General features: G+C 62.3%; 27 protein-coding genes and 1 other RNA gene. 15 read left to right on the top strand and 13 right to left on the bottom strand.

The window, feature by feature from the left end:
- Positions 1 to 6 precede the first annotated feature (6 nt).
- The 7 genes from orn to ACFOKJ_RS16045 all read left to right on the top strand — a co-directional run bounded on the left by orn (position 7) and on the right by ACFOKJ_RS16045 (position 7748).
- Entirely contained in the window at positions 7 to 552 is a 546-nt protein-coding gene (gene orn / locus ACFOKJ_RS16075) for an oligoribonuclease (RefSeq protein WP_390281485.1), read from the top strand.
- 117 nt (positions 553 to 669) lie between these two features.
- A complete protein-coding gene (pgi, locus tag ACFOKJ_RS16070) occupies positions 670 to 2319 on the top strand; it encodes a glucose-6-phosphate isomerase (RefSeq protein WP_390281483.1) in 1650 nt (549 codons plus the stop codon).
- Positions 2312 to 2797, top strand: coding sequence for a CinA family protein (locus tag ACFOKJ_RS16065; RefSeq protein ID WP_390281481.1), 486 nt, complete (start codon positions 2312 to 2314; stop codon positions 2795 to 2797). Before pgi ends, ACFOKJ_RS16065 begins: the two co-directional genes overlap by 8 nt.
- A 248-nt stretch (positions 2798 to 3045) precedes the next feature.
- Positions 3046 to 4047 (top strand): BMP family lipoprotein, encoded by a 1002-nt coding sequence (locus ACFOKJ_RS16060; protein ID WP_390281479.1) that lies wholly within the window; start codon positions 3046 to 3048, stop codon positions 4045 to 4047.
- A 124-nt stretch (positions 4048 to 4171) separates the two neighbouring features.
- Complete coding sequence (locus tag ACFOKJ_RS16055) at positions 4172 to 5695, top strand: ABC transporter ATP-binding protein (RefSeq protein ID WP_390281478.1); 1524 nt, start codon at positions 4172 to 4174, stop codon at positions 5693 to 5695.
- Positions 5692 to 6789, top strand: a complete 1098-nt coding sequence (locus ACFOKJ_RS16050) for an ABC transporter permease (RefSeq protein WP_390281476.1) — start codon at positions 5692 to 5694, stop codon at positions 6787 to 6789. Before ACFOKJ_RS16055 ends, ACFOKJ_RS16050 begins: the two co-directional genes overlap by 4 nt.
- Before the next feature lie 11 nt (positions 6790 to 6800).
- Complete coding sequence (locus tag ACFOKJ_RS16045) at positions 6801 to 7748, top strand: ABC transporter permease (protein ID WP_390281474.1); 948 nt, start codon at positions 6801 to 6803, stop codon at positions 7746 to 7748.
- Between the two features lie 48 nt (positions 7749 to 7796).
- On the opposite strand, the gene xerC is transcribed toward ACFOKJ_RS16045, so the two are convergent.
- The 4 genes from xerC to ACFOKJ_RS16025 form a co-directional block, all read right to left on the bottom strand.
- Positions 7797 to 8693 (bottom strand): tyrosine recombinase XerC, encoded by an 897-nt coding sequence (gene xerC, locus ACFOKJ_RS16040; protein ID WP_390281471.1) that lies wholly within the window; start codon positions 8691 to 8693, stop codon positions 7797 to 7799.
- Complete coding sequence (locus ACFOKJ_RS16035; RefSeq protein ID WP_390281468.1) at positions 8693 to 9544, bottom strand: AAA family ATPase; 852 nt, start codon at positions 9542 to 9544, stop codon at positions 8693 to 8695. Before ACFOKJ_RS16035 ends, xerC begins: the two co-directional genes overlap by 1 nt.
- A gap of 76 nt (positions 9545 to 9620) precedes the next feature.
- A complete protein-coding gene (locus ACFOKJ_RS16030) occupies positions 9621 to 10037 on the bottom strand; it encodes a hypothetical protein (protein ID WP_390281465.1) in 417 nt (138 codons plus the stop codon).
- Entirely contained in the window at positions 10034 to 10480 is a 447-nt protein-coding gene (locus ACFOKJ_RS16025; protein ID WP_390281463.1) for an acyl-CoA thioesterase, read from the bottom strand. The genes ACFOKJ_RS16030 and ACFOKJ_RS16025 overlap by 4 nt, the downstream gene beginning before the upstream one ends.
- Positions 10481 to 10604: 124 nt before the next feature.
- On the opposite strand from ACFOKJ_RS16025, the gene ACFOKJ_RS16020 reads away from it, so the two are divergent.
- Positions 10605 to 11057 carry a universal stress protein gene (locus tag ACFOKJ_RS16020; protein ID WP_390281461.1) on the top strand — a complete coding sequence of 151 codons (453 nt, stop codon included), beginning with the start codon at positions 10605 to 10607 and terminating at the stop codon, positions 11055 to 11057.
- 71 nt (positions 11058 to 11128) lie between these two features.
- Here the strand turns inward: ACFOKJ_RS16020 and ACFOKJ_RS16015 are convergent, their stop codons facing one another.
- Both ACFOKJ_RS16015 and ffs read right to left on the bottom strand, forming a co-directional pair.
- Positions 11129 to 11455, bottom strand: coding sequence for a helix-turn-helix domain-containing protein (locus ACFOKJ_RS16015; RefSeq protein ID WP_390281459.1), 327 nt, complete (start codon positions 11453 to 11455; stop codon positions 11129 to 11131).
- A gap of 232 nt (positions 11456 to 11687) precedes the next feature.
- Positions 11688 to 11786, bottom strand: an RNA gene (gene ffs, locus ACFOKJ_RS16010) — signal recognition particle sRNA small type.
- Between the two features lie 145 nt (positions 11787 to 11931).
- On the opposite strand from ffs, the gene argE reads away from it, so the two are divergent.
- The 4 genes from argE to ACFOKJ_RS15990 all read left to right on the top strand — a co-directional run bounded on the left by argE (position 11932) and on the right by ACFOKJ_RS15990 (position 15495).
- Positions 11932 to 13113: an acetylornithine deacetylase gene (gene argE, locus ACFOKJ_RS16005; RefSeq protein WP_390281457.1), complete on the top strand. Its 1182-nt coding sequence runs from the start codon at positions 11932 to 11934 to the stop codon at positions 13111 to 13113.
- A 127-nt stretch (positions 13114 to 13240) separates the two neighbouring features.
- A complete protein-coding gene (locus ACFOKJ_RS16000; protein ID WP_390281455.1) occupies positions 13241 to 14629 on the top strand; it encodes a sodium-dependent transporter in 1389 nt (462 codons plus the stop codon).
- An 18-nt stretch (positions 14630 to 14647) separates the two neighbouring features.
- The gene (locus ACFOKJ_RS15995) at positions 14648 to 15127 is read left to right on the top strand and encodes a hypothetical protein (protein WP_390281453.1); all 480 of its coding nucleotides are present in this window, start codon (positions 14648 to 14650) and stop codon (positions 15125 to 15127) included.
- An 11-nt stretch (positions 15128 to 15138) separates the two neighbouring features.
- Positions 15139 to 15495: a cupin domain-containing protein gene (locus tag ACFOKJ_RS15990; RefSeq protein WP_390281451.1), complete on the top strand. Its 357-nt coding sequence runs from the start codon at positions 15139 to 15141 to the stop codon at positions 15493 to 15495.
- Between the two features lie 72 nt (positions 15496 to 15567).
- On the opposite strand, the gene ACFOKJ_RS15985 is transcribed toward ACFOKJ_RS15990, so the two are convergent.
- The 7 genes from ACFOKJ_RS15985 to ACFOKJ_RS15955 all read right to left on the bottom strand — a co-directional run bounded on the left by ACFOKJ_RS15985 (position 15568) and on the right by ACFOKJ_RS15955 (position 22338).
- Complete coding sequence (locus ACFOKJ_RS15985) at positions 15568 to 15852, bottom strand: hypothetical protein (RefSeq protein WP_390281450.1); 285 nt, start codon at positions 15850 to 15852, stop codon at positions 15568 to 15570.
- A 94-nt stretch (positions 15853 to 15946) separates the two neighbouring features.
- Entirely contained in the window at positions 15947 to 17035 is a 1089-nt protein-coding gene (locus tag ACFOKJ_RS15980; protein WP_390281448.1) for a TRAP transporter substrate-binding protein, read from the bottom strand.
- 102 nt (positions 17036 to 17137) lie between these two features.
- Positions 17138 to 18628: a TRAP transporter large permease gene (locus tag ACFOKJ_RS15975; protein WP_390281445.1), complete on the bottom strand. Its 1491-nt coding sequence runs from the start codon at positions 18626 to 18628 to the stop codon at positions 17138 to 17140.
- Positions 18625 to 19179 (bottom strand): TRAP transporter small permease subunit, encoded by a 555-nt coding sequence (locus ACFOKJ_RS15970; RefSeq protein ID WP_390281442.1) that lies wholly within the window; start codon positions 19177 to 19179, stop codon positions 18625 to 18627. The genes ACFOKJ_RS15975 and ACFOKJ_RS15970 overlap by 4 nt, the downstream gene beginning before the upstream one ends.
- Before the next feature lie 158 nt (positions 19180 to 19337).
- Positions 19338 to 19925, bottom strand: coding sequence for a hypothetical protein (locus ACFOKJ_RS15965; protein WP_390281440.1), 588 nt, complete (start codon positions 19923 to 19925; stop codon positions 19338 to 19340).
- Positions 19925 to 20425, bottom strand: a complete 501-nt coding sequence (locus tag ACFOKJ_RS15960; protein ID WP_390281437.1) for a C40 family peptidase — start codon at positions 20423 to 20425, stop codon at positions 19925 to 19927. The genes ACFOKJ_RS15965 and ACFOKJ_RS15960 overlap by 1 nt, the downstream gene beginning before the upstream one ends.
- Positions 20422 to 22338, bottom strand: coding sequence for an ATP-binding cassette domain-containing protein (locus ACFOKJ_RS15955; protein WP_390281876.1), 1917 nt, complete (start codon positions 22336 to 22338; stop codon positions 20422 to 20424). The genes ACFOKJ_RS15960 and ACFOKJ_RS15955 overlap by 4 nt, the downstream gene beginning before the upstream one ends.
- A gap of 148 nt (positions 22339 to 22486) precedes the next feature.
- On the opposite strand from ACFOKJ_RS15955, the gene ACFOKJ_RS15950 reads away from it, so the two are divergent.
- From ACFOKJ_RS15950 to folC, 3 genes are all read left to right on the top strand, one after another.
- Positions 22487 to 22843 carry a hypothetical protein gene (locus ACFOKJ_RS15950; protein WP_390281435.1) on the top strand — a complete coding sequence of 119 codons (357 nt, stop codon included), beginning with the start codon at positions 22487 to 22489 and terminating at the stop codon, positions 22841 to 22843.
- A gap of 7 nt (positions 22844 to 22850) precedes the next feature.
- Positions 22851 to 23309: a protein YgfX gene (locus ACFOKJ_RS15945; RefSeq protein ID WP_390281433.1), complete on the top strand. Its 459-nt coding sequence runs from the start codon at positions 22851 to 22853 to the stop codon at positions 23307 to 23309.
- A gap of 67 nt (positions 23310 to 23376) precedes the next feature.
- Positions 23377 to 24630 carry a bifunctional tetrahydrofolate synthase/dihydrofolate synthase gene (folC, locus tag ACFOKJ_RS15940; RefSeq protein WP_390281875.1) on the top strand — a complete coding sequence of 418 codons (1254 nt, stop codon included), beginning with the start codon at positions 23377 to 23379 and terminating at the stop codon, positions 24628 to 24630.
- Positions 24631 to 24635: the final 5 nt, after the last annotated feature.

The raw sequence follows: 24635 nt of genomic DNA, 5'->3' as shown, positions 1-24635 counted from the left end.
CGACTTATGCCGCAAGATCAAAACAACCTCATCTGGCTCGACATGGAAATGACGGGCCTGAACCCGGACAGCGATCGCATCATCGAAATCGCTGTTATCGTTACCGATTCCCAGCTCAATACCGTGGCCGAATCGCCGGTCATCGCCATTCATCAGCCGGATAGCGTGCTGGATGCCATGGACGACTGGAACAAGAATACCCACGGCAAATCCGGCCTGATCGACCGCGTCAAGGCGTCCACCGTGGACGAGGCCCAGGCCACTGCGCAGCTGCTGGCCTTCCTGCAGGAGCATGTGCCCAGCGGCAAGTCGCCGATGTGCGGCAACTCCATCTGCCAGGATCGCCGTTTCATGGCGCGTTGGATGCCGCAGCTGGAAGCGTACTTCCATTATCGCAACCTGGACGTGTCCACGCTGAAGGAACTGTGCCGCCGCTGGAAGCCGGAAATCGCCAAGGGCGTGGTGAAAAAGGGCAAGCACGAGGCGCTGGCCGATATCCAGGAATCCATCGACGAGCTGCGCTACTACCGCGAGCATTTCCTCAAGGTATAAGCGCCTGTTCATGACCTTTTTGCGACTGCGCTGGCAAGCCCGAGCTTCGCGGAGGTCATGTGCAGGCCAGTCCTCCGCAGCCGTAAAAAAACTATGAATAGGCCCTGAGCCCTCCGCATGATCAGCGAACGACTTCACCCCATCAACGAATCGCCGGTGTGGGCGCGGCTGCACCAGCATCAGCGCGCCACCCGGCATGTGCACATGCGCGAGCTGTTCGCGCAGGACCCGCAGCGCTTTGACCGTTACTCGCTGGCGCTGGACGGTCTGCTGCTGGATTACTCCAAGAACCGCATCACTGACCGCACGCTGGAGTTGCTGCTGGAGCTGGCCGATGCGGCCAACCTCGGGCAGTGGATGCAGTGGATGCGCAGCGGCGAGCGCATCAATGTCAGCGAAGGCCGCGCCGTGTTGCACACCGCGCTGCGCCTGCCGCCGGATGCCAGCCTGACCCTGGAGGGCGTGGATGTGGTGCCGCAGGTGCAGGCCGAGCTGCAGCGAGTGATAGCCTTTGCCGAGCGGGTGCGCAGCGGTGCCTGGCTGGGGCATGACGGTCAGCCGATACGGCGGGTGGTGAATATCGGCATTGGCGGCTCCGATCTGGGGCCGTTGATGGTGGCCGAGGCGCTGAAGCCGTATGCGCAGCCCGGACTGGCGGTGGACTTTGTGTCGAACGTCGATGGCCAGCACCTGGCGCAGGTGCTGGCGCAGTGCGACCCGGCCAGCACGCTGTTCATCGTGGCATCCAAATCCTTCACCACCCCGGAGACGCTGCTCAACGCCCAGGCGGCGCGGCGCTGGCTGGTGGCTGCCGCTGGCGAAGCGGCGGTGCCGCGGCATTTTGTTGCCGTTTCCACCAATGCCGCCGCGGTGCGGGCGTTCGGCATCGATACCGCCAATATGTTCGGCTTCTGGGACTGGGTGGGCGGGCGTTACTCGGTATGGTCGGCCATCGGCCTGCCGGTGGTGCTGGCGATTGGAGGAGACAACTTCCGCCAGTTCCTGGCCGGTGGCGCGCGCATGGATTGCCACTTCTTCGAGACACCATTCGCCCGCAATATGCCGGTGCTGCTGGGGCTGATCGGCATCTGGTACAACACCTTCTACGGTGCGCATACCCACGCCATCATGCCTTACGACCACGGCCTGCGCCGCCTGCCGGCGCACATCCAGCAGATGGACATGGAGTCCAACGGCAAACGGGTGGGGCGCTGTGGCGAGCGGCTGGATTTCGATACCGGCCCGGTGATCTGGGGTGAGGAGGGGGTGAACAGCCAGCATGCCTTCTTCCAGTTGCTGCACCAGGGTACGCGGCTGGTGCCTTGCGACTTCATCGTGCCGATGAACAGCCACTACCCGCTGGAAGGGCAGCACCGGGTGCTGGTGGCCAACTGCTTTGCACAGAGCGAGGCGCTGATGCGTGGCAAGACCGAGGCCGAAGCGCTGCGCGAATTGAGCCATGTCAGTGGCGACGAGCTGGACATGCTGCTGCCGCAGAAGCTGTTCCCGGGCAACCAGCCTTCCAACACCATTGCGCTGGAGCAGGTGACGCCCTACACCCTGGGCATGCTGCTGGCCTTGTACGAGCACAAGGTGTTCGTGCAGGGGGCGATCTGGGGGGTGAACTCCTTCGACCAGTGGGGCGTGGAATACGGCAAGCAGCTGGCCAAGCGGCTGCTGGCGGAAATGGATGCCGGCACAGCGGGCGAGCACGATGCATCCACCTGGGGCTTGATGCGCCACTACCTGGAGCACAGGCATGGATAAATGGCAGCTGGCCGCCGAACTGGGCGCAAGGTTGGCCGCGTGCGGCCAACGGGTTACCACGGCGGAATCCTGCACCGGTGGTGGTGTGGCGGCGGCCATTACCGAGATCGCTGGCAGCTCCGGCTGGTTCGACATGGCGGTGGTGAGTTACAGCAACCAGGTGAAGCAGCGCGTGCTGGGCGTGCCGGAGGCCTTGCTGCAACAGCATGGCGCGGTCAGCGAGCCGGTAGCGGCGGCCATGGCGGCTGGTGCCTTGCAGCTGGCGGGGGCTGATTGGGCGCTGGCGGTATCCGGCGTGGCCGGTCCTGGCGGTGGCACCAGGGACAAGCCGGTGGGCATGGTGTGTTTTGCCATTGCCGGCGCTACGCTTGCCCGGCCGCTGACATGGACGCAACACTTTGCCGGCGACCGCCACGCGGTGCGTGAACAGTCGGTGTGCGCACTGCTGTCGGCACTGCTGCAACAGCTGGCAGCCTAGGGTCAGGCTTATTGCCATGCTTGGCCGCAACCTGTTCCATCGGCCTGGTGGTGAGTGGCAAAAATCCCCTGATAACTTTTGACGCTATGCGTATAATCACGCCCCTGCCTGAAAATCGGGCGGTGTCGGCGTGCGTCACTGCCGGCATTGCCGCAAGAGAAAAAACGCTGCGGGCATGTCGCGGCCGCGGATAGCGGCTACCATGCCAGAGCCAATCCAAACGATATGCACACTGGGAGATACATCTCATGCTGAATGCCAAGAAACGGGGTTTTGCCATTGCTGCTGCCATGCTGGTGGCTGCGTCCTCCAGCTTTGCCTTCACCCCGGCCGTGGTCTACGACCAGGCCGGCAAGTTCGACAAGAGCTTCAACGAAGCCGCCTACACCGGCGCTGAGCGCTTCAAGAAGACCAGCGGCATTGCTTACCGCGAGGCACAGATCGCCAACGAAGCACAAAAAGAACAAGTGCTGCGCAACCTGGCCCGCAAGAACGTAGACCTGATCGTGGCGGTGGGTTTCTCCTTCACCCAGGCGGTGCAGACCGTGGCTGCCGAGTTCCCGAAGGTGAAGTTCGCCATCGTTGACGACGTGGCCAAGGGCGCCAACGTGCAATCGGTGGTATTCAAGGAACAGGAAGGCTCCTACCTGGTGGGCCTGGCTGCCGCCATGGCTTCCAAGTCCGGCAAGGTCGGCTTCATTGGTGGCATGGATGTGCCGCTGATCCGCGCCTTTGGCTGCGGCTACGCCCAGGGCGCCAAGGCGGCCAATGGCAAGGTGGAAGTGGTATCCAACATGACCGGCACCACCCCGCAGGCATTCAATGACCCGGCTCGCGGTGGCGAGCTGGCACGCAGCCAGTTCGACCGTGGCGTCGACGTGGTATTCCACGCTGCCGGCGGTACCGGCATGGGCGTGCTGCAGGCGGCCAAGGACAAGAACAAGCTGGGCATCGGCGTGGATTCCAACCAGAACCACCTGTTCCCGGGCTTCGTGCTGACTTCCATGCTCAAGCGCGTGGATAACGCCGTCTACGATCTGTTCATGGCCGGCAAGAACGGCACCTGGAAACCGGGCGTGGTAAGCATGGGCCTGAAAGAAGGCGGCGTGGACTGGGCGCTGGATGCCAACAACCGCAAGCTGATCAGCAAGGATATCGAGGCCAAGGTAAACCAGGCCAAGAAGGACATCATTGCCGGCAAGGTGAAAGTGGTTGATTACCGTGCGGCCAACAGCTGCCCGGTGAAGTAAGCCAGCAGAATCCGATTTCCGGACAGCAAGCGCGGCAAGCGGGCAAGGCCTGCTTGCCGCGCTTTCGTGTAGCGGCATCCCGCCGCTACGGGCCGGACTGCATTTTGAGCGAAAGCATACAGATATGGCCGAACTTGCCATCGAGCTTATCGGCGTGAACAAGCGCTTCGGTGAAGTGCACGCCAACAAGAACATCAGCTTCGGGATTCGCAAAGGCGCCATTCACGGCATCATCGGTGAAAATGGCGCCGGCAAATCCACCCTGATGAGTATCCTCTACGGCTACTACCAGGCGGATTCCGGCAGCATCCGCATCAACGGTCAGGAACAGCGCATACGTTCCAGCCAGGATGCGATTGCCAAGGGCATCGGCATGGTGCATCAGCACTTCATGCTGGTGGACCCGTTTACGGTGCTGGAAAACATCGTGCTGGGCGCCGAAGAGGGCGTGAGCCTGGAGTCCAGTCTGGCCGCCGCGCGCCGCCACCTGGCCGAGCTGAACCGCGACTATGGCCTGCAGGTCGACCCGGACGCCATCGTCGGCGAACTGGGCGTGGGTAGTCAGCAGCGGGTGGAAATCCTCAAGGCGCTGTATCGCGGTGCCGATGTGCTGATCCTGGACGAACCCACCGCGGTGCTGACGCCGCAGGAAGCCGATGACCTGTTCCGCATCCTGCGGCTGCTGAAACAGCAGGGCAAGACGGTGATCCTGATCACCCACAAGCTGCGCGAAGTGCTGGACATCACCGATGCGGTGACCGTGATGCGCGCCGGCGAGGTAGTGGGGCAGGTGGTTACCGCCGAGGTGGGCAAGGAAGACCTGGCCGACCTGATGGTTGGCCGCAAAGTGAACCTGCAGCTGAACAAGACGCCGGCCAAGCCGGGCAAAGTGGTGCTGTCGGTATCCGGCCTGAACCTGGTGGACGAGCGCGGCGTGGCGCTGCTGAAAGATGTCGGCTTCGAGCTGCGTGCCGGCGAGATCGTCGGTATTGCCGGCGTATCCGGCAACGGCCAGTCCGAACTGCTGGAAGTACTGTCCGGCATGCGTGAGGCAACCTCCGGCTCGGTGAACTTCAATGGCACCGAGCTGAGTACGCTGAAAACCCGTGAGCCCAAGGCGGCTGCCTACCGCAAGCTGGGCATTGCCCATGTGCCGGAAGACCGTTCGCGTGAAGGCCTGGTGAAGGACTTAGCCACCTTCGAAAACGCCATTCTCGGACAGCACAACGACAAATCGATCCGCCGCGGCTGGCTGTTCAACCGCCAGGCCATCGTCGAGCGTTGTCGCCGCTTCATCGAGGAATTCGATGTGCGCCCGGCGTTGACGCATCGCCGCATCGGTCTGTTTTCCGGAGGCAACCAGCAGAAGGTGATCCTGGCGCGGGAAATCCATGCCAATCCACAGCTGATGCTGATCGGTCAGCCGACGCGCGGCGTGGATATCGGCGCCATCGAGTTCATTCACCAGCGCCTGCTGCAGCTGCGCGACGAGGGCAAGGCCCTGTTGCTGGTATCGGTGGAGCTGGACGAGATTCTGGCCTTGAGCGACCGCATCATCGTGATGAATGCCGGCGCGATTTCCGGCGAGCTGCCGGCGGCGGAAGCCACCGCTACCTCGCTGGGTCTGTTGATGGGGGGGCATAAATGAGTCAGCCTGCCAATTTGCCGCGCTGGGCGGCACTGTGGCTGATGCCGCTACTGAACCTGCTGGCGGCACTGCTGGTGTCCGGGCTGGTGATCGCACTGATCGGTGAAGACCCGATCGAGTGCCTGCAATTGATGATCAACGGCGCCTTCGGTTATCCGGAAGGCATCGGTTACACCTTGTTCTATACCACCAGCTTCATCTTTACCGGGCTGGCGGTAGCGGCGGCATTTCATGCCGGCTTGTTCAATATCGGTGGCGAGGGCCAGATGTACCTGGCCGGCCTGGGGGTAACGCTGGTGTGCCTGCAGTTCGGCGGCTTGCCCGGCTGGCTGCTGATTCCGCTGGCAATCGGTGCCGCCATGCTGTTCGGTGCCGGCTGGGCGCTGGTACCGGCCTGGCTGCAGGCGCGCCGTGGCAGCCACATCGTGGTGACCACCATCATGTTCAACTTCATCGCCAGCTCGCTGATGACCTGGCTGCTGGTGGACAAGCTGCGCATGGCAGGTTCGCAGACGCCGGCTACCGAGGAGTTCGCCAAGACCGCCTGGGTGCCGATGCTGCACGAGCTGCTGGCGCCGCTGGGGCTGGCGCTGCCGAATACGCCGCTGAACGCCAGCTTCTTCCTGGCGCTGCTGGCATTGCTGGGGTTCTACCTGGTGCTGTGGCACAGCCCGCAGGGTTTTGCCACCCGTACCGTCGGGCTGAATGAAAAGGCGGCACGCTATGCCGGCATTCCGGTAGACAAGGTGATCATCGCGGTGATGTGCGTATCCGGCGCGCTGGCCGGCATGGCGGCCATCAACGAGTTGCTGGGCTCCACTCACCGCATGAACATGGGCTTTACCAACGGTATTGGCTTTGTCGGCATTGCCGTGGCGCTGATGGGGCGCAACCACCCGGTAGGCATCCTGCTGTCGGCACTGCTGTTCGGTGCGCTGACCCAGGGCGGGCTGGATCTGTCGTTCGAAAAGCCGGCCATTACCCGCGAGATGATCATCTTCACCCAGGGCTTGATCATCCTGTTCTGCGGCGCACTGGAAAACCTGTTCCAGACGCCGCTGTCGTTCGCGTTCAAGCGCATGCTGAGAAAGTAAGGGGGGCTGCAATGGACATGTTCTTTAGTGTGCTGGATGCCACTTTGCGGGTAAGTACGCCGCTGGTGCTGGCAGCGCTGGCCGGGCTGTTCTCCGAGCGCTCCGGCATTGTCGACCTGGCGCTGGAGGGCAAGATGCTGGCCGCAGCGTTTGCCGCCGCCTGTGTCGCCTACCTTGCCGATTCGCCGTGGGCGGGCCTTGGCGCCGGCATCGTGGCCGGTATGCTGGTGGCGCTGCTGCATGGCGTGGTGTCGATCAGCTACAACGGTAACCAGCTGATCTCGGCCGTGGCTATCAACATGATGGTGGCCGGTGTGACGCCGGTGCTGGCGCTGGCCTGGTTTCAGCAAGGCGGCCGCACCCCGACGCTGAACGACGAGGCGCGCTTTACTGCCGTGCAGTGGCCGTTTGCCGACACCATTGCCCAGAGCGCAGCGCTGAAAACCTTTCTTGGACACAATGTATTGGTGTACCTGGCGGTGCTGCTGATCTTCGTGGTGAGCTGGGTGGTGTACAAGAGTCGTTTCGGCCTACGTCTGCGCGCAGTGGGCGAGAACCCGCACGCGGCAGATGCGGCCGGTATCAGTGTGCATGGTGTGCGATATCTGGCGCAGGCCATTAGCGGTGCGCTGTGTGGTGTGGCAGGCTCATACCTGGTGCTGGCGCAGACTGGCGCCTTCATCCAGGACATGACCGCAGGCAAGGGCTACCTGGCGCTGGCGGCGCTGATCTTCGGCAAGTGGCGGCCATGGGCGGCGGTATCCGGCTGCCTGCTGTTCGCCTTTACCGATGCGATCCAGATCCGCCTGCAGGGCGTGGAGCTGCCGTTGATCGGCAGCATCCCGGATGCCTTCATCCAGGCGATTCCTTACGTGTTGACCGTGGTGCTGCTGGCCGGTTTCATGGGGCGCGCGGTGGCGCCGAAGGCGATTGGCATTCCGTTCGTGAAGTCGCGCTGAGCTTGCGGCCAACCTTGATGTGTAAACGGCGCCCTGCGGCGCCGTTTCTTATTCCTCGTCCCGCGCCTTCTTGCGTGCCCGTGGATGGGCGCCGTCATACACCTTGGCCAGGTGCTGGAAGTCCAGGCTGGTGTAGATCTGGGTGGTGGCCAGGTTGGCGTGGCCGAGCAGCTCTTGCACCGCGCGCAGGTCGCCGGAAGATTGCAGCATGTGGCTGGCAAAGGAGTGGCGCAGCATGTGCGGGTGCACATGCTGCTCGCTGCCGCTGCGCAGCGCCCAGCTGTCCAGTCGGCGCGCCAGCTGCCGGCTGCTGATGCGTGTGCCGCGCCGCGACAGGAAGAGGGCCTCCTCGCCATCTGCTGGCTGGCGCAGTGGCAGCCAGCGCCGCAGTGCGGCCACTGCCTGCTTGCCCACCGGCAGGATGCGCTCGCGATTGCCCTTGCCATGCACCTTGATCAGCGCTTCGCTCAGATCGATATCACTGATGTTCAGCGCCACGGTTTCCGAAAGCCGCAGGCCTGAGGAATACATCAGCTCGAAGATGGCCTGGTCGCGGATGTCGTGCTCGTCTTCCGGCGCGCTGTCCAGTAGCTGCATGGCGCTGTCCACGCTTAGCACCTTGGGTAGCCGCTTGCCGGCGCGCGGCGCGCGCAGGCCGGCACAAGGGTTGGCCGCAACCCAGTCGCGGCGCAGCATCCAGTCGTACAGGCTGCGCCAGGTGGACAGCATGCGCGCCAGGGTGCGCGGCGACAGTTCCTGCCGTCGCAGCAGCCCCAGTGCGCGCTGTATCTGCGGACCGTCCACGCTGGCCGGCGGCGTGTCGGCCAGCAACTCGGCCAGCCGGGTTAGGTCGCGGCGGTAGGCGAGGCGGGTGTGCTCGCTGCGCGCGGCCAACCTTAGCTGGTCGTCGAAGGCGTCGATCAGGCCCTGCCAGTGCGCTTCCATCAGCCGCGTCGCATTTTGGCCATTTGCAGCAGCCGTTCGAACAGGTGTACGTCCTGTTCGTTCTTCAGTAGTGCCCCGGCCAGTGGTGGTAGCTGCTGCTGTGCCTGCTGTTCGCGCAAGGTGCCTGCCGGGATGGTTTCGTGCTGTAGCAGTTTTAGCCAGTCCAGCAGCTCGGAGGTGGATGGTTTTTTCTTCAGCCCCGGTAGTTCGCGGATGCCGGTGAATACCTCCAGCGCGGCCGAAACCAGTTCCTGTTCGATATCCGGGTAGTGCACATCGATGATGCTCTGCAGCGTGTCGCGATCCGGAAAACGGATGTAGTGGAAGAAGCAGCGGCGAAGAAAGGCGTCCGGCAGCTCTTTCTCGTTGTTGGAGGTGATGATGATGATGGGGCGCTGGCGCGCGCGCACGAACTCCTGCGTTTCATGCACGAAAAACTCCATCTGGTCCAGTTCGCGCAGCAGGTCGTTGGGGAACTCGATGTCGGCCTTGTCGATTTCGTCGATCAGCAGCACCGGCGCGGTGTCTGCCTCGAACGCCTGCCACAGCTTGCCCTTGATGATGTAGTTGCGGATGTCGTGCACCCGTTCGCTGCCCAGCTGCGAGTCGCGCAGCCGTGACACGGCATCATATTCGTACAGACCGTGCTGCGCCTTGGTGGTGGACTTGATCGGCCAGACGATCAGCTGCTTGCCCAACGCGGCCGCCAGTTCCTCAGCCAGCATGGTCTTGCCGGTGCCGGGTTCGCCCTTTACCAGCAGCGGGCGCTGCAAGGTGATGGCGGCGTTGACCGCCAGCATCAGGTCATCGGTGGCAACGTACTGCTCGCTGCCGGTAAAACGAGGGTTCATGCGGGTAGCCTTGTATTGTTATGGTGTTGCGGTAATGCAAACAGCCGCCTGCTGGCGGCTGTTGTGAGTGCGGGATTCAGCCCTTGCTCAATTCGGTCTGCAGGTCGTCCAGCGTGATGTGCCAGTGGCCCATCATGTGGCGCAGCAGCAGCATTTCGGAGTCGCTGATTTCCTTGTCGGCCTTGCAGATATCCAGCGCCAGCGCGCAGCACAGTATGCGCTTGTTGCGCTCGCTCACCGCGTCCAGGATGGCATTGATGCGCTCGGTACTCAGCAGGTGGATGGTGCCGTCGTCTTCGGCCTCGTCGGAAATGTCATCGCAGTACTCCATCAGCACATTGATGAAATCCTTGCGGGTCAGGCCGGCCAGTTCGTAGACATGCAGGCTTTCCAGCGTTTCGATTTCGCGCGGATCCATATTGCCATCGGTAATCATGAACATGGCAAGGATGCGGGCGATGGATTCCGGGCTATTGGGCGCATATTTTTTCATGGTGCGGCTCCTGTGTGTTGTTCTTCGAAGCGCAGGCGGAAGTCTGCGGGTATCGGGGCGATCTTGCGGGCTTGGTAGTCGAAGAAAACGATGCCTGTCTTCAATCTTGCCACTTCTTTACCGGTCTTGTCATCGCTCGCCAGGTAGACGATGTCGCAACCATATTGATTGAAGTCAATCAGCCCCAGCTGAAAATGCAGGGTATCACCATGGAATGCTTCGGCGCGGTAAACCACGGCGGCATCGGTCATGATCAGGCCAAGCCCGGAAATGTCCAGCTCGCTGTAGCCTTGGCTCTTCAGCCAGCGCAGCCGGGCCTCGTGCGCCAGCCGCAAAATGGCGTCGTTGCCCAGGTGACCGCCGTAATTGATGTCGCCAATGTGTATCTGGACGCGGGTGTCGAAAATGAAGCGTGGCGGTAGTGCCAGCTGGATGCGGGCCATATCTCCCTCTATGCGAAAATGCAAAGCTTGGCCATACTGCCTATGCGGTCAGTGTTAATCAATGGCCTTGTGCCGGGTGACGCCTGACATGGGCTGTTTCTGGATCAGCAGCAAGGAGGGGGATATGTATCAGCGAATTTTTGTCCCGGTGGATGACAGTGCGACATCGGCACTGGCTTTGGCCGAGGCCTGCAAGTTGGCACAGGAGGTTGGCGCGGCGGTACGCCTGGTGCACGTGGTGGACCTGGCGCAGTTTGGCTGGGGCGGTGCCGAATTTCTGGATGCCGCCGAGCTGCAGGATTCCATCAAGAAGGCGGGCGAGCAGGTGCTGGCCGCGTGTCGCAGCAAGGTGGAGGCGCAGGGAATCAAGCCAGATTCCGCCATTCTGGAGAGCTGGGGCGACCGAATTGCCAGCGTGATTGTCGAAGATGCCAACAAATGGGGTGCCGACCTGCTGGTAATGGGAACCCACGGCCTGGGCGGGCTGATGCACCTGCTGATGGGTAGTGTGGCCGAAGGGGTGCTGAAGCAAGCCGATGTGCCGGTATTGCTGGTGCGCAACCCGGATGCGGATTAAGTCTGGCAGTTGGTCAGAACAATAAAAAAACACCCGCCGCGGCGGGTGTTTCTGTTTTGCAGTGCTGGAGATCAGGCTTCCACACTGTCGGCGCTGGTATCGCCCTGGGTTTCCATGCGGGCGCGTACTGCCTTGCGCAGGCTCTTGTACAGGTCCGGATGGGTCTCTTTCAGGTATTCCACGATTTCAAAGTCTTCGCGACGTACCTTGGAGAGGTCGATCTGCTCGACATGCACCAGGCGCAGCAACTCACGTACCGGCTTGGGCATGTTGCGGCCGCTTTCGTAGCGGCTGCCACCGGACTGGGTTACGCCGATGCGGCTCCAGAACTCCTGCTGGTTGAGCCCCAGCTTGCGACGGATTTCGCGCGGATTGGCGATTTTTTCAAACAGTTTCATGGCGTTCCTCGCTACATGTATGTTTGGGATTCGAGCTTGTGGCCCGAGTGACGATTCAAAATAAAACAGTGGGCGCAAGGTCTTTGCCTTGTGTCCTTTTGTACTGCATATGATAGCAGGATTTCGCCGAAACGGACGCAAAAAATGCTCGACGAATTATCGATAGATTTTGATCGACAGTCGGAGCTCGCTCAAATTTATGAAATGAGCAAGAAAACGCAGAAGGGGGAGGGGTGGCGAGCCTGAACCCCGGCACTTGCACTAAGTAGCTGTGGCTGCTTCCTTCCGGACCTGACCAGGTTGACTACCGTGCAATGCGGGGGGGCCCGCCATAGAGATGCGGATAATACCCGTTGCCCCGCAGCTTGCCAAGGGCGTCCGGCATTTTCTTTGGCTGTCGACAGTGCTTGGCGTTTGCAGCTGACAGGCAATTGGTTATGCTGGTTGCCCTGTTCCGAGTTTGCCGGGTTGCCGCCATGTCCACTCAGCCTTCTGCCAGCGTCCTGGCCATTCTGCAGCGATTGTTGTCCTTTGATACCACCAGTCGCGAATCCAATCTTGATTTGATCCACTGGGTGGTTGGCTATCTGGCCGAGCACGGCGTGGCCGCCACGCTGACGCATAATGATGATGGCAGCAAGGCTAACCTCTATGCCGCGATAGGCGATGCCACACTGCCAGCGATTGTCCTGTCCGGCCATACCGACGTGGTGCCGGTGGATGGGCAGCGGTGGCAATACCCGGCGTTTGAAATGAGCCAGGCGGACGGCCGGGTGTATGGTCGCGGCAGTGCCGACATGAAGGGCTTTATCGCCTGCGTGCTGGCGCAGGTGCCGCAGTGGGTGCGGCTGGCTGCCGAGCAGCGTTGGCAGCGCAGTATCGGCATTGCCCTGTCCTATGACGAGGAGGTCGGTTGCCTGGGCGTGGGCCGGCTGATTGCCGATCTGCAGGCGCGGCAGGTGCCGGTGGCGGGCTGCATCATCGGCGAGCCCACCAACATGCGCCCGGTGATCGCCCACAAGGGTATCGCGCATTACCGCTGCAGTGTGCAGGGGCGGGCGGCGCACTCCTCGCTGACCCCGCAGGGTGTGAACGCCATCGAGTATGCAGCCAGGCTGATTACCCACATCCGCAAACTGGCCGATACCGAGGCTTCGTTCGGCAACCGGCATCCTTTGTACGATGTGCCGTTCACCACGCTGCAGACCGGGCTGATCAGCGGCGGCAATGCGGCCAACATTGTCCCCAAGAGCTGTGAGTTCGTGTTCGAGGTACGCTGGTTGCCCGGCGATCATCACGAGCGTTTTGTCAGCTCGGTCGGTGACTATGCCGCCAGCCTGATTCAGGAAATGCGCCAGGTGGCACCGGAGGCGGACATCAGCTTTGAACAACTGGTTAACTGCCCGCCGTTCCAGTCGGAGGAAGGCTGTGAAGTACGCGAGCATGCCGCGGTCCTGTGTGGCTGCCATGGCGGCGATGCGGTGGCCTACACCACCGAGGCTGGCCGCTTTGCCGAGGCCGGCATCGCCTGCGTGGTGTGTGGCCCGGGCTCCATCGTGCAGGCGCACCGGCCGGACGAGTTCGTGGAATTGGCCCAGCTGGCGGCTTGCGAGGAATGGCTGTCTGCGCTACAGAGTCGTCTTGTTCTTATTGTATAAAGTCTACAAAGCGCTTTACGTCCTGGTTGCTGCACTGCAAAATCCGCGCTCCCCTGCCAGACGCAGGGTGGTTGCTCCCTTGCCACAAGCAAGGCGGGCGTGAGTTCGGTTTTCTGTGGGACCTGACATGAGCAAGCAAAACAGCCCCGCGCCCAATGAGGCGGCGGGCAAATCCCGTGATGGTTTTACTTCCAGCTTTGGCGTGTTGGCCGCAACCCTGGGTTCGGCAGTAGGGCTGGGTAATATCTGGAAATTTCCCTATGTGACCGGTGCCAACGGTGGCGCCGGCTTCCTGGTGGTGTACCTGCTGGCAACCTTGCTGGTCGGGCTGCCGGTGATGATTGCCGAGATCACCCTGGGCCGCAAGGCACGGGCCGATGCAGTCAGCACCTTGCGTACCCTGGCGCCGGCGGGGCAGTGGTGGTGGCTGGTGGGGCTGTCCGGCGTGGTGGCGGCATTCCTGATCATGTCGTTCTATTCCGAAGTGGCGGCCTGGGTATTTGCCTACGTGTTCAAGGCCATGCGCGGCGACATTCTGTCCAGTGACCCAGCCGTCACCTCCGCCGCCTTTGGTGCGCTGATCAGCGACCCGTGGCAGGCATTGCTGTGGCAGTGGGGCGTGCTGCTGTTGATCGGCGGCATTCTGGTATGTGGCGTGGCCAAGGGTATCGAGGCGGTGACCAAACGCTTGATGCCGCTGCTGTTCGTGTTGCTGCTGGTGATCGGCGTGCGCAGCCTGATGCTGCCTGGTGCCGCTGCTGGCCTCGCTTTCCTGTTCACGCCGGACTGGAGCAAGCTCAGCGCCAGCGTGGTACTGGTAGCCATGGGGCTGGCATTCTTCAAGCTGTCCATCGGCATGGGTACCATGATTACCTATGGCAGCTATTTCCGCGCCGAGCAGAATGTGCCTCTCACCACGGTGCGAGTGATGGCCGCCGACCTGTTCGTGTCGATGCTGGCCGGTATCGCCATTTTCCCGGCGGTATTCAGCTTCGGCTTCCAGCCGGCAGCCGGGCCGTCGCTGCTGTTCATCACCATCCCGGCTGTATTTGCCAGCATGCCGTTTGGCCATCTGTTCATGGTGCTGTTTTTTGTGCTGTCGGCCGTGGCTGCCACTGGTGCCATGTTGTCGCTGCTGGAGGTGCCGGTTTCGGTGATGGTGGGCCGCTTCGGCGTCAGCCGGCTGCGGGCGACTGGCATCAGCCTGCTGCTGCTGGCGCTGGTGGGGGCTAGTTGCGCGTTGTCCAATAGCGTACTGGCCGACGTTAAACCGTTCGGCATGACCTTCTTCGACCTGTTCGATTACCTCAGCTCCAATATCCTGCTGCCATTGGGTGGTATCTGCATCTGCCTGTTCGTGGCATGGGTGTGGGGGCGCCAGCAACTGGAAGAGGCACTGAGCAACCAGGGGGCTCTGGCCAATAAGCAGGTTGTCGCCATGGTCTACCTGCTGCTTAAATTCATTACCCCGGCGTTGATTGCGCTGGTGATGCTACGTGGGCTGGGCTGGCTGTAAGCGGCAAGCGGAGGTGATATGAAGCGCGTTGGCTGGTGGAGTCTTGCCATATTGCTGGCTGGCATGCTGTGGCTGCAGTGGCCGGCCGGCAGCGATGACGGGCTGTTTACGCCGGACAACGATGGCGACCTGATTCGCGATGATGTCGGTGCGCTTATCGCCAGCCGCTTTGCGGCCAACCCCGCCGCCAATGCCGCGTTGCGTCAACTGGCCCGTGCCTGGCAGCAAGGCGTGCAGCAGGACGAGGCACGTTGGCCGCAGGCGCAGTTGCACATGCGCCAGGCGGTGAGCTGTGTGCTGAGCGACGCGGTGTTGGGGCGGGCGCGGATGTCGGCGGAAACTATGTACCACTTCATGCAGCAGATGCATGGCAGCCTGTTTGACACACCGGCACGGCTGGCGCGCTGGCAACGATTCGAGGCGGCAACGGCTACACTGCCACACCAGGATCTGCCATTGAACCCGTGTGTATTCGACCCGGCCGCCCTGGCCGGCTGATGGAGCCTGATATGCAGCAGATTGTTGTCATTACCAGCGACGGCGCATTGCCGGCTATCGATTACCCCAGGCCGGATCGGCTGGTGGCCGGCAACCCGCAACGCTTGACCTGGAGCCGCTTCGACAGTGCTGACGGCTTGTGCTCGGCCGGCATCTGGTCGTGCGAAACCGGAGCTTGGCGCATCGTGTTCGCGGATGGCAAGGATGAGTTCTTTTGCGTGCTCAGCGGAAGGGTGGGGCTTAGTAATGAAGCGGGGCAAAGCTGGGAGTTCGGCCCCGGCGAGGCGGCGGTGATTCCGGGAGGCTTTCGTGGCGAGTTCCGTGTGCTGGAGGCGGTGCGCAAGTACTACGTGATCATCGAACGCTAATGCTCTTGCCACTGCAAGCAAGATGGCCATGCGCGACAGTGCATGGCCATTTTTTCATTGTGCGGCGGCTGCTCATTCCGGCTCCGGGTCGTAGCGAGCATCCGGGTCTACCGGCGGTGGCGCAAAGCCGTTGATGTCGCGCTCGTCGCGTGCCAGCAGCAGGATCAGCGCGGCATTGAGGGTGCCAAAACCCCAGGCGCAGAGGAAGAACACCGAATAGGCGGTGAGCTTGTCTTCAAAAAGGCGGGCGCCGTGCAGGGTGAGTTCGTGCGGGTCAAATACCGAGAAGAAGCTGGCGGTAGCCAGTGCGGCGGTAATGAAAGCCGGCCACAGGGTAAGAATGCGTTTATGCAGCATGGCTGTCTCCAACAGGTTTCTCTTAATGTAGCCAGAGTCGCCATAAAAGCAAAAAAGCCGCGACACTGCGCGGCTTTGGGCTTGCGGGAAACGCTTATTTAACCTTGTTGGCGTACATGAAGTTGTCCAGCTTGCTTTCCGCCAGGTTGAACCAGCCGTGTTGCAGGGTGCGGAACTTCTTCCATTCGCCATAGATTTTCTTGAAGTCCGGATTGCTGGCCGCTTCCTGTTCGTACAGCTCGAATGCCGCCTTCTGCGCCGCTTTCATCACGTCGGCCGGGTACTGGTGCAGCTTGGTACCTTTCTGCAGCAGGCTTACCAGTGCCACCGGGTTCTTGGCGTCGTACTCGGCCTGCATGCTCATGTTGGCCTCTGCGGCTGCCGCCTCGAATGCCGCCTTGTAATCTGCCGGCAGTTTGTCCCATTCCTTCTTGGAAACATAGAACGACACGTTGGGACCCGGCTCCCAGAAGCCCGGGTAGTAGTAGTGCTTGGCCACCTTGTAGAAGCCCAGTTTCTCGTCGTCATACGGGCCCACCCACTCGGTGGCGTCGATGGTGCCTTTTTCCAGTGCCGGGTAGATGTCGCCACCGGCCAGGGTCTGCGGAATGGCGCCCAGCTTGGCCATGATTTCGCCGCCAAAGCCCGGAATGCGCATCTTCAGGCCCTTGAGGTCTGCCAGCGACTTCACCTCGTTGCGGAACCAGCCGCCCATCTGCGTGCCGGTGTTGCCGCCGGGGAAGTTGACGATGTTGTACTTGGCGAAGAATTCACGCAGCAGTTTCATGCCGCCGCCGTAGTACAGCCAGGCATTCTGCTGGCGGGAATTCAGGCCGAAGGGCATGGTGGTGTCGAAGGCGAAGGTCTTGTTCTTGCCCACGTAGTAGTAGCTGCAGGTGTGGCCGCATTCCACGGTACCGTTCTGTACCGCATCCAGCACCTGGGTGCCGGGCACGATCTCGCCACCAGGAAATACGCGAATCTGGAACTTGCCAGCGGTGAGCTCGGCAACACGTTTGGCCAGTTGCTCGGCGCCGCCGTAGATGGTGTCCAGGCTCTTGGGGAAGCTGGAGGCCAGGCGCCAGCGGATAGTCGGGTCTTCGGCAGCCATGGCGGCACCGGATACTCCGGCGGTGGCCAGGCCCACGGCGCCGGCTTTTTTCAGAAACGAACGTCTTTCCACTGTGATCTCCTTTGTGTTGTGTCTACTGCTGTTTTCTCGAACCGTGCTACGGCCCGAATCTTGCTGTTGTCCTTGCGGCTGGCGTTTGCGGCCAACCGGGTTTTATTGCTTGCCGGTCAGTTCCTGCAGCAGCTCGTTGCTCTGATCGCTATTGGCGGCAGAAGCATCGGCAGGAGGTGCGGTCTGTTCCAGCGTGTCTGGCAGGCTCGGGGCGCTGTTTTCCATTTGCTGCATGATGGCGGCGGCATCTTCCGCCTTGGTTTCTACCTCGGCGTGCAGGGAGTTGGTGACCAGTGCCGGGAAGGCGATCAGCAGTCCTACCATCACCAGTTGCAGCAACACGTAGGGAATGGCGCCCCAGTAGATCTCTGTACTCTTGACCTCTTTCGGCGCCACGCTGCGCAGATAGAACAGGGCAAAGCCGAACGGCGGGTGCATGAACGAGGTCTGCATGTTCACCCCCAGGATCACGCCGAACCAGATCAGGTTGATATCCAGGCTCTGTGCCACCGGGGCCAGCAAGGGCACCAGGATGAAGGCAATCTCGAAAAAGTCGAGGAAGAAGGCCAGGAAGAACACCATCAGGTTCACGGCGATCAGGAAGCCGGTGGCGCCACCGGGCAGGCTGGTGAGCAGGTGTTCCACCCACTTGTCGCCATCCACGCCCAGGAAGGCGATACGGAACACGCGGGCGCCGATCAGGATGAACACCACGAAGGTGGACAGCTTGACGGTGGAGTCCATGGCCTGCTGCAGCAGCTTGATATCCAGCTTGCGGTTTAGCAGCGCCAGGATGATGGCGCCCACCGCGCCCATGGCGCCGCCTTCGGTTGGGGTGGCAATACCCAGGAAGATGGTGCCCAGCACCAGGAAAATCAGCAGCAGTGGCGGGATCATCACCAGCACCACGCGGCGCGCCAGGGCCAGGCCACGCAGGGTGCGCGCCTCTGGCGGCAGTGCCGGCGCCCATTGCGGCCGGAACAGGGTGACCGCGAAGATGAAGGCGGCGTAGAACACCACCAGCAGCAGGCCAGGGGCCATGGCGCCGGCGTACATGTCGCCCACCGAGGTGCCCAGCTGGTCGGCCAGCACGATCAGCACCAGGCTGGGCGGAATGATCTGCGCCAGTGTGCCGGAGGCGGCAATCACCCCGGTGGCGATGCGCGTGTCGTAGCCGTAGCGCAGCATGATGGGCAGCGAGATCAGCCCCATGGAGATCACCGATGCGGCCACCACGCCGGTGGTTGCGGCCAACAGTGCGCCGACAAAGATCACCGCGTAGGCAATGCCGCCGCGCACGCTGCCGAACAGCTGGCCGATGGTGTCCAGCATCTCCTCGGCCATGCCGGAGCGTTCCAGTATCAGCCCCATGAAGGTGAAGAACGGAATCGCCAGCAAGGTGTCGTTACGCATGATGTCGTACACCTGGTTGGGCAGGGCCTGCAGCAACTCGGGGCGCAACAGTTCGAAATGGATGCCGATCCAGCTGAACAGCAGGCCGACAGCGGACAGGGCAAATGCAACCGGGTAGCCGATCAGCAGGAAGCCGATCAGCGCGCAGAACATGATTGGTGCCATCAGTTCGAGGTTCATACGTGCTCCTCCTGATGCGGGTCTGCCTTGCCGGCAGCTGGGTCTGCGCCTTGTCCGGCCAGGAAGGCCAGGCGCTTGATGATTTCCGAGCAGCCTTGTGCCAGCAGCAGGCTGAAGCCCACCGGAATCAGCAGGAAGGCAGGCCAGCGGATCAGGCCGCCGGCGTCGGAGGACATTTCTCCACTTGTCCAGGCGTTCATGAACATCGGCCAGCCGAACTTGATCAGCAGTCCGCAGGTGGGCAGCAGGAATAGCAGGGTGCAGACAATATCGACGATGGCGCGTCCGCGCGGGCTGAGCTTGCTGTTCAGCAGATCAATGCGGATGTGCTCGTTTTTTTGCAGGGTGTAGGCGGCCGCCAGCAGAAATACGGCGGAGAACAGATACCACTGGACTTCCAGAAAGGCGTTGGAGCTGAAGTTGAAGGCTTTGCGCACGACGGCATTGCCGGCGCTGATGAGCACGACGATGAGCACCAGCCATGATGCGGCCTTGCCCACGCGTGCAGTGATCGCGTCGATCAGACGCGACAATGCAAGCAGTGATTGCACTGTGATCTCCTCTGTGTTGTGTTCGGGCTCTGTGGCCCTGTGCGTGACTTCTCCGTGTCACGTGCCGACGCAGCTGTGAATGCTTATTGATGCTGTCAGTCGGCTGTTTTAATGAAAACACAGCCACACCGGCTTGCAAAGCACATTGGAATAGGGGATTACCCTTGGTCGATGGGGGTGGTGCGAGCCAGACGCAGGCGCAGTGCGCCATCCGTGGTGTCGATGGCGGCCAGGCGCAGCCGCTCGGCCAGTGGCTTGCCGAGCACTGGCTGCTGCAGCCAGCGGGCAATGCCCGGGATTTGCTGCAGGTGCACACTGGCAAGGCCGTCCTGCAACTGCAGCCAGTCCAGTGGCGCGGCCAGCTTTTGCAATGCACGCAGGCCGAGGCCGCTTTCCAGCCCCAGCAGCACCAGCTTGCCCAGCGCGCGGCCAGCCAGGGTGGGGTCGCGATTTTCGCCGCCGCTCAGGCAGAAGTGGATGTCGATGCGCCGTGCAGGCCAGTCCACTGGCGCAAACTGGAAGTGGATGTGCAGCAGGCGCTGGCCTGGTTTTTTCAGCAGTAGCTGCAGCTCGCCGCCCGCGTCGCCCAGTTGTAGCGCTTGCACTTCCAGCTCGTCACCATCCAGCGCCTTGCGCAGCTGCGCCAGTAGCAGCGGGGCGGGCAGGCTGATGCCGTCGCGATGCAGGGCGGGGAGTTGCGGTCGGAGTTGCTGCCAGCGCTCGCGCCAGTTGGATGCGCTAGCCATCAATCGAACAGGGTGCGGCCGCCCTGGTAGCGGGCGGCAAAGTAGCTGTTGTCCAGCCGCTCGACGCGGATGGTGCTGTTGCTGCGCGGCGCATGTACGAACTTGCCGTCGCCGATGTAGATGCCCATGTGTGAGAACGGCCGTCCCAAGGTATTGAAGAACACCAGGTCGCCAACCCGCAGCTGGTTGTTGCTCACTGGCCGCGCCAGGTTGGCGATCTGCGCGGCGTTGTGCGGCAGGCTGACGCCGGCCGCGTTCTTGTAGATGTAGGCCACCAGCCCGCTGCAATCCAGGCCGGCTTCCGGGTTGCTGCCGCCGAACTGGTAATCGATATCCAGCATGCTCATGGTGTAGAGCAGGATCTCGCGGCCAACGCCGTCGGCCTGCAGGGCGGATAGTGTCACCGTGCGCGCCGGCGCCTTGGCCTTCTTCGGCGGCTGGCTGGTGCTGCAGGCAGTCATGATGACGGCTAGCATCAGCACGGTGACGGCGTTTCTCATCCCTGTTTGGCCTCCAGCACTTCCCAGCGCTCCAGTTTCTCCAGCAACGCCAGTTCGATTTCCTCGATGCGCCCCTGCATGCTGCGCGCGTCCTGCGGCGCATCGCGGTAGATGTTCGGGTCTTGCAGCCGGGTTTGCAACTCGGCCTGTTCGGCCTCCAGTGCGGCAATCTCTTCCGGCAGTCGCTCTAGCTCGCGCTTTTCATTAAAGCTCAGCTTTTGCGTGCGGTTGCTGCGGTCGCGCTCCTGCTTGGCTGGTTCAGGGTTGGCCGCAGCCGCCTTGCGCTGGGTGTCCTGCTTCATCGCCGCCATGCGCGCACGGGTGTCTACCCAGTCCTGGTAGCCGCCCGGGTATTCCTCCAGCTGGCCGTTGCCTTCGAAGGCAATCACCTGCGTCACCACGTTGTCGAGGAAGGCGCGGTCGTGGCTCACCAGGAACACGGTGCCGGCGTAGTTGGTGATCACGTCCTCCAGCAGCTCAAGGGTGTCGATGTCCAGGTCGTTGGTGGGTTCGTCCAGTACCAGCACGTTGGCAGGGCGGGTGAACAGGCGAGCCAGCAGCAGGCGGTTGCGCTCGCCGCCGGACAACGAACGCACCGGGCTGCGCGCGCGCTGCGGCGAGAACAGGAAATCTTCCAGGTAGCTCATCACGTGCTTCTTCTGGCCGGCGATTTCCACGTAGTCATTGCCCTGGCTGATGATGTCGGCCACGCTGGCTTCCTCGTCCAGCTGGGTGCGGAACTGGTCGAAGTAGGCCACTTCCAGCTTGGTACCCTGTTTCACCGTGCCGCTGTCCGGCTGCAGTTCGCCGAGGATCAGCTTCAGCAACGTGGTCTTGCCGGCGCCGTTGGGGCCGATCAGGCCGATCTTGTCACCGCGCAGGATGCGGGTGGTGAAGTCGCGGATCAGCACCTTGTCGCCATAGGCCTTGCTGACGTGCTCCAGTTCGGCGATCAGCTTGCCGGAACGCTCGCCGGCGTCGAGCTGGAAATTTACCTGGCCCACGCGTTCGCGGCGTGCGTTGCGTTCGCGGCGAATCGCCTCCAGCCGGCGCACGCGGCCTTCGTTACGGGTGCGGCGCGCCTCGATGCCCTTGCGGATCCACACTTCTTCCTGGGCGTGGAATTTGTCGAAGATGCGGTTCTGTTCCTCTTCGATGGCGAGTTCTTCCGCCTTGCGCACCTGGTAGGCACTGAAGTTGCCGGGGTAGCTGCGCAGCAGGCCACGGTCCAGCTCCACGATGCGGGTGCAGACGTTATCGAGAAAGCGGCGGTCGTGGGTGATCAGCAGCACGCTGCCGGCAAAGTTGCGGATCAGTTCTTCCAGCCACTCGATGGCGCTCATGTCCAGGTGGTTGGTGGGTTCGTCCAGCAGCAGCACGTCCGGGCGCGAGGCCAGGGCGCGCGCCAGTGCTACGCGCTTCTTCCAGCCACCGGACAAATCGCTGACCTGGGTGTCGGCATCCAGCCCCAGGTGGCTGAGGGTGGAGCGGATCAGCGCATCGAACTGCCAGCCGTCGCGCGCTTCCAGCTGGTGCTGGATGTCGGTCATGTGCGCCATCATCGCTTCATGGTTGGCCGCAGGGTCGGCCAGTTGCTGCGTCAGATGGTGGTAATCGACGATCAGGGTCTTGAGGTCGCCCAGGCCTTCGGCCACGGCGTCGAATACGCTGTGGCCTTCGCTGAACACCGGCTCCTGCGGCACGTAGGCCACGCGCAGGTCGTTCTGCTGGTTGATGCGGCCATCGTCCAGTTTCACCGCGCCGGCAATGGCCTTGAGCAGCGAGGACTTGCCGGCGCCGTTGCGCCCGATGAGGGCGACCACTTCGCCACCTTCCAGCGCGAAATCCACGTTGTCGAGCAGGGCGTGGTGGCCAAAGGCAAGGCAGGCTTTTTCTACGGTAATCAGGGCCATGATGCGGACGGAGTGCATGTAGTGAATCGGTAAGGCGCGGATTGTAGCATGCGGACAAGCTGCCTTAGCCTTGCCGGACGCTGGCTGCTACAATGCGCGCCAAACCAGACCGGCTACCTGCCGTGCCGGTGTTTCTGAAAGGATTGCCATGTACTTTGTCGATCGCTCGGTTGCCGTGATCAAACCGAAAGCCCCGTTCCTGAACTGGCTGAACGCCGTGCCGGACAACGACATGATCGATCTGTCGCTGGATGCGCTGCGTGCCGACTGCACCGTGCTGCTGCTGCCGGAGTTCGACGAGCCGGAAGATGCCATCTCCCACATTGACGAGTTGTACGAACAGATCTTCCGCATGGAACTGGCGTCCTGGTACGAGGACGAAGATCTGTGGCCGAAGGACATGTCGCTGAAAACCTTCTGGGAGTGGTTCGATGTGGAAGTCCACTCCACGCTGCTGGACACCGTGGACGCCGACATCATGAACAGCCCGGCATCGCCGGTTTAAGCGAAGCATGCATCCGCAGCGCATCAGCCCATTCGGCGCCGAGTTGCGTGCCGGCAAGCTGCTGACGGCGGTGTTGCTGCTGGCCAGCCTGCAGTTTCTGCTGGCACTGACGGTGCTGGCCTGGTTGCCGGCCTTGCTGCTGTTGGTCGCATGGCTGGGTGCGTTGGCCATGGTGCTGCGTCAGAGTGGCCTGCTGGGGGCGCCGCTGCGTGCATTGCGGGTGGATGCCCGCGGCGCGCTGGCGGTGCAGCAGCGGGATGGCAATTGGCTGTCGGTGTACTTGATGTCCGGCAGTGCCGCCTTCATCTGGCTGGTAGTGCTGCAGTTGCGCGATGCTGGCGGCCGCCGTCAGCAGTTGCTGGTATGGCGCGGTGCGGTGCCGGAGGATGTGCATCGTGCGCTGCGGGTGTATGTGCAGTGGAGTCGGGATGCGTTGGCAGACCCGGCCGCAAATGAACAGCAGTAACCGTGACAACTGATTTGAAGAGCAGCGAGTGACAACAACCGTACAGGCTCCCGCAAGCGGAGCACCGCTGGCCGACTGGCTGGCTTACCTGGAAGCCGCCCACCCGGTGGGCATCGATATGGGGCTGACCCGTGTCGCCCGCGTGCGTGATGCCATGGGTCTGACGCCGGACTTCCCGCTGGTGATTGTTGGTGGCACCAATGGCAAGGGCTCGGTGTGCGCCATGCTGTCTACCATTTTGCAGCGTGCCGGCTTCAAGGTTGGCACCTACACCTCGCCGCACATTCTGCGCTACAACGAGCGCGTGGCTGTCGACATGCAGCCGCTGGATGATGCGGCCATCGTGGCCGGCTTTGCGGCGGTGGAAGCGGCGCGCGGCGATACTTCGCTTACCTATTTTGAGTACGGCACGCTGGGCGCCATGCATGCTTTCATGCAGCAGCGGGTGGACGTGGCGGTGCTGGAAGTCGGGCTGGGCGGCCGGCTGGACGCGATCAATGCATTCGAACCCACCGTGTCGGTGGTGGTGAGCGTGGACCTGGATCACCAGGCCTATCTGGGCGATACCCGCGAGAAAGTGGGCTTCGAAAAGGCCGGCATCTACCGTGCTGGCAAGGTGGCGATCTGTGCCGATCCAAACCCGCCGCAGTCGCTGCTGGATCATGCGGCCAACATCGGCGCCGATCTCAAGCTGCTGGGGCGCGATTTCGGCATTACCCGACTCGATAACCAGTGGTCGTTCCACATGGGTGACAGCCACCGCCACGCCTTGCCGATTCCGGCGCTGCGCGGCGAGTACCAGCTGGTGAACGCTGCCACCGCGCTGGCGGCGCTGGAGGCACTGAAGCCGCTGTTGCCGGTGGGCATCGGCGCCATCAAGCGCGGCCTGCTGGAGGTGGACTGGCCGGGGCGCTTCCAGGTGCTGCCGGGCCGACCGCTCATTGTGCTGGACGTGGGGCACAACCCGCATGCGGCGCGGGCGCTGGCCGACAGCCTCAAGCGCATGGCGTTTGCCAGCAAGCGTATCGCGGTGTTTTCCATGCTGTCGGACAAAGACCTGCCGGCGGTGGTCAGCCTGCTGCGCGACGAATTCGATGAGTGGCTGGTGGCAGGGCTGGACATGCCGCGTGGCCGCAGTGCCGACGATATTGCCAGTGAACTCGAAGGCATGGGCATCAAAGGCGTGAGCCGTTTCGCTACCGTGCCGGAAGCCTGGGATGCCGCCTTATCGAGAGCTGGCGAAAATGATAGAATCGTGGTCTTCGGATCATTCCACACGGTGGCCGAAGTCATGCAACACCGTCTCCATCATCGCGCTTGAGGATA

Origin of the sequence: Vogesella amnigena, assembly GCF_042648905.1 — a bacterium.
Classification (GTDB): domain Bacteria; phylum Pseudomonadota; class Gammaproteobacteria; order Burkholderiales; family Chromobacteriaceae; genus Vogesella; species Vogesella amnigena.
Note: the sequence above shows the minus strand (reverse complement) of the source record. Positions and strands in the feature narration are given on the sequence as shown.

What these genes read in the sequence shown, in the direction of transcription:
- orn (WP_390281485.1), top strand. Translation starts at nt 7, where the DNA reads ATGCCGCAAGATCAAAACAACCTCATCTGGCTCGACATGGAAATGACG.
- pgi (WP_390281483.1), top strand. Translation starts at nt 670, where the DNA reads ATGATCAGCGAACGACTTCACCCCATCAACGAATCGCCGGTGTGGGCG.
- ACFOKJ_RS16065 (WP_390281481.1), top strand. Translation starts at nt 2,312, where the DNA reads ATGGATAAATGGCAGCTGGCCGCCGAACTGGGCGCAAGGTTGGCCGCG.
- ACFOKJ_RS16060 (WP_390281479.1), top strand. Translation starts at nt 3,046, where the DNA reads ATGCTGAATGCCAAGAAACGGGGTTTTGCCATTGCTGCTGCCATGCTG.
- ACFOKJ_RS16055 (WP_390281478.1), top strand. Translation starts at nt 4,172, where the DNA reads ATGGCCGAACTTGCCATCGAGCTTATCGGCGTGAACAAGCGCTTCGGT.
- ACFOKJ_RS16050 (WP_390281476.1), top strand. Translation starts at nt 5,692, where the DNA reads ATGAGTCAGCCTGCCAATTTGCCGCGCTGGGCGGCACTGTGGCTGATG.
- ACFOKJ_RS16045 (WP_390281474.1), top strand. Translation starts at nt 6,801, where the DNA reads ATGGACATGTTCTTTAGTGTGCTGGATGCCACTTTGCGGGTAAGTACG.
- xerC (WP_390281471.1), bottom strand. Translation starts at nt 8,693, where the DNA reads ATGGAAGCGCACTGGCAGGGCCTGATCGACGCCTTCGACGACCAGCTA.
- ACFOKJ_RS16035 (WP_390281468.1), bottom strand. Translation starts at nt 9,544, where the DNA reads ATGAACCCTCGTTTTACCGGCAGCGAGCAGTACGTTGCCACCGATGAC.
- ACFOKJ_RS16030 (WP_390281465.1), bottom strand. Translation starts at nt 10,037, where the DNA reads ATGAAAAAATATGCGCCCAATAGCCCGGAATCCATCGCCCGCATCCTT.
- ACFOKJ_RS16025 (WP_390281463.1), bottom strand. Translation starts at nt 10,480, where the DNA reads ATGGCCCGCATCCAGCTGGCACTACCGCCACGCTTCATTTTCGACACC.
- ACFOKJ_RS16020 (WP_390281461.1), top strand. Translation starts at nt 10,605, where the DNA reads ATGTATCAGCGAATTTTTGTCCCGGTGGATGACAGTGCGACATCGGCA.
- ACFOKJ_RS16015 (WP_390281459.1), bottom strand. Translation starts at nt 11,455, where the DNA reads ATGAAACTGTTTGAAAAAATCGCCAATCCGCGCGAAATCCGTCGCAAG.
- argE (WP_390281457.1), top strand. Translation starts at nt 11,932, where the DNA reads ATGTCCACTCAGCCTTCTGCCAGCGTCCTGGCCATTCTGCAGCGATTG.
- ACFOKJ_RS16000 (WP_390281455.1), top strand. Translation starts at nt 13,241, where the DNA reads ATGAGCAAGCAAAACAGCCCCGCGCCCAATGAGGCGGCGGGCAAATCC.
- ACFOKJ_RS15995 (WP_390281453.1), top strand. Translation starts at nt 14,648, where the DNA reads ATGAAGCGCGTTGGCTGGTGGAGTCTTGCCATATTGCTGGCTGGCATG.
- ACFOKJ_RS15990 (WP_390281451.1), top strand. Translation starts at nt 15,139, where the DNA reads ATGCAGCAGATTGTTGTCATTACCAGCGACGGCGCATTGCCGGCTATC.
- ACFOKJ_RS15985 (WP_390281450.1), bottom strand. Translation starts at nt 15,852, where the DNA reads ATGCTGCATAAACGCATTCTTACCCTGTGGCCGGCTTTCATTACCGCC.
- ACFOKJ_RS15975 (WP_390281445.1), bottom strand. Translation starts at nt 18,628, where the DNA reads ATGAACCTCGAACTGATGGCACCAATCATGTTCTGCGCGCTGATCGGC.
- ACFOKJ_RS15965 (WP_390281440.1), bottom strand. Translation starts at nt 19,925, where the DNA reads ATGGCTAGCGCATCCAACTGGCGCGAGCGCTGGCAGCAACTCCGACCG.
- ACFOKJ_RS15960 (WP_390281437.1), bottom strand. Translation starts at nt 20,425, where the DNA reads ATGAGAAACGCCGTCACCGTGCTGATGCTAGCCGTCATCATGACTGCC.
- ACFOKJ_RS15955 (WP_390281876.1), bottom strand. Translation starts at nt 22,338, where the DNA reads ATGGCCCTGATTACCGTAGAAAAAGCCTGCCTTGCCTTTGGCCACCAC.
- ACFOKJ_RS15950 (WP_390281435.1), top strand. Translation starts at nt 22,487, where the DNA reads ATGTACTTTGTCGATCGCTCGGTTGCCGTGATCAAACCGAAAGCCCCG.
- ACFOKJ_RS15945 (WP_390281433.1), top strand. Translation starts at nt 22,851, where the DNA reads ATGCATCCGCAGCGCATCAGCCCATTCGGCGCCGAGTTGCGTGCCGGC.